Raw genomic sequence first — 2685 nt, forward strand, 5'->3', positions numbered from 1 at the left:
CAGGTGCTAAAAAAAGGAGAGGCAGGTATTTCCATTGCGAAAGCCCCTCCTCAGACGCAGCCTCAAGCTACAGCGACCTATACAGCTGATGAACTGTTTGGAATGCAGTCCGATGATGTGGCGGAGCGAGAGGCTATGCCTGCACCACAAGACGCAGAGCAGCCGTGGTATCAAGGCGCGGTAGACCTAGTGACCGGTGGTGATAAAAACCCGGAAGAGCTACCTGAATTTGACCTGCCTTTTGAGCTTAAAGCGCGCCAAGCCAAAACCGCTCTAGGCCTGCTGACCACGTTTGATCCAAAAGAGCAGATGAAGATTGTCGCCAGTAACTATCCGGATCTCGCTTTCGAAGAAGATGAGCACGGCAACATCGTTGTGGATGGCAGTGCGTATGGTGGCGAACGTGGAATGCTTAATGCGCCCGGGATTTCTCTACGTGATCTGACGCAACTAGGGTTTCAGGCGGCTGCATTTAATCCGGCGGGAAGGGCCGCTTCGCTTGCTACAACTACTGCCGTGCGAGCCGGGGCGGGTGTAGTAGGTGCGGGCGTAACACAAGTAGGCATTGATGCAGCCTCTCAGTATTCTGGAAGGGAAGAAAACGTTTCTCTTGGTAATACGGATTGGAGAGAGGTTGGAACAGCGAGCCTCTTTGGTGGCGGTGCTGAAATTGCATCTTCTGTACTGGGGCGGATGGTTCCCGCTTTCCGCAAGCAATTCATTGAAACTGGAGAGGTCACCGATGACATGCGCCAAGCCTTTCTAAAGGCAGCGGAAAAGAAAGGGCTGTCCGCAGATGCTGTGAACGATGAGCTGATCCGCGACTACATGAATTTATCGAAAAACGGCATGCCTACTGATCAGATGGGTGATATGCGCAAAGCAATGCGTGCGGATGAGCTGACCGATGAATTTGATATTCCATACACCCGGGGGCAGGCGACGGGTAGCCCTCGTCAGTTAAGCACGGAAGATAATCTGCGATACGGCAGCATGGGAGAGAAAGGGCAGCAAGTTATCCGTAATTTTGATGAGCATCAGGACCAGGCGATTGCAGCCGCGAAAAACAAGGTTCAGGCAGGGCTGTCGAGCGCAGATGCACCGCAGATTGAAAAGGTGAATGATGCTGGTCAGATTGTCGGAGACGCCTTGCGGTCTAAGGCGGCAGCGCTAGATAGCGCGGTTGGCGAGGCCTACGATGCCGTGGGGGATGCTTACTTAAACTCTGACGGCCTCAAGGGTTTAATGAAAGCCACCAAAAATTCAGTGCGCGGGATTGAGTTTGACCCGAAGCTGAAGGGCACTGCTGATATTTTGCAGGGCGTGCGCAGCATGGAGAAGCTAATCAATGCTTTTGACGGACAGCTTAAGCCGATGCATCTAAAGCGCATTGAGGCCATGCGTCGACGCTTTAACACCTCCATCGGTGCAGCGGAAAACCCATCCGACAAGCGCCAACTGATGCAGATGAAAACCGCTTTTGATAACTACTTGGACACAGCTGTCGATAATGCTCTGTTTGCGGGGGATAATGGTGCGCTGGATGCGCTGAAAAACGCCCGATCACTTAGGACGACATACGCGCTTAAGTTTCAGCGGTCTGATAAAAAGACCCGCAGTGGTCGTAGCATTAAGGATGATGCTGGGCATATTATCGAGCGCATTATTGAAGCCAACCCTACGGCATCAGAAACCGCCAACTACTTCTTTGGAGCAACCAAGTTAAGTAAGGGGGGAGGGGCTAGGCTCGCCAATCGGGTTAAGTCAGTGCTGGGAGCGGAATCATCGGAGTGGAATGCATTGCGTGAAGCGGCGTTTCTTAAGCTGACAGCGACCGAAACCGGCACCAAGCCGGTCAGTGCCAAGATGTTTGCGTCTCGCCTAGATGATGCACTCAAAGGCAATGGCGCAGAGCTAATGAAAGAACTGTTCACAGGGAAAGAACGACTGCAGTTCGCACGACTTTCAATGGCCGTAAAGAAAGCCGATAAGTCACCGCAGAACGGCAGCAAGACGTCTTACCAGCTGGCGAACACCGTCAGTCAGTTCTTGCCCCGATGGTTCTCTAATTTCGCTCAGCGTGCGGAAATGGCTGCAGGCATGGCAGGAGAGCCGGTTGCTTTTGTGGCATCGCGCGCCGCAGGGGCTGGCGCGAAAGCAATAGAAGGCCGTGGCGGAGTGAAAGCAGCAAAAGCAGCCACGAGCGAGCGTTTCTTGAGGCCGTTCAATAAAGTGAAAGGCAATGGTTTAGCGGAAGGGGCTGTAATGGGTAGCGCAATGGATGCGGCGCATTCAGGAGGTAGCAAGCCAGACAATTCCGACCAGCGCAATAGCCCACGCCAGTAGCACTATGCCAGCCCATAGCGCTGAAAATAGCTTGCGCCACGAAAAGCCCTGCTCTATTCGGGCGGGCTTTTCCATCGCCTCTATATGGTAGGGAAGGCTGAGTTTTATATTGTGGCCGAAGAATTCCAGCCAAAGGCTGTAGTTATGCCGAATGAAGTCCATCGGCAATCCGATAAGTAGATCTTTAAGGGTATGTATCGGCTTGGTGATGAAGTGGTAAGCAAAAAAGAGTCCCACAGCTACAGCTGTATAGATTGCAGCATCGGACATGTCGGCGAAATCTTCTGCTGATATAGCTCCATCCCACCACATGTAGCCAATCACAAAAGGCATGCTAAG

2 protein-coding genes are annotated in these 2685 nt (G+C 52.6%); one reads left to right on the plus strand and one right to left on the minus strand.

What is annotated here, in order from left to right; genetic code table 11:
* On the plus strand, positions 1–2346 hold a 2346-nt coding region (locus tag ABYW01_RS18835), incomplete at its 5' end, for a hypothetical protein (protein WP_372835833.1).
* Here the strand turns inward: ABYW01_RS18835 and ABYW01_RS18840 are convergent.
* A partial coding sequence (locus tag ABYW01_RS18840; RefSeq protein WP_372835835.1) for a hypothetical protein occupies positions 2293–2685 on the minus strand: 393 nt, incomplete at its 5' end. The two genes, ABYW01_RS18835 and ABYW01_RS18840, sit on opposite strands and share 54 nt — an antisense overlap.

This window comes from Pontibacterium sp. (genome assembly GCF_041587635.1).
Classification (GTDB): Bacteria; Pseudomonadota; Gammaproteobacteria; order Pseudomonadales; family Balneatricaceae; genus Pontibacterium.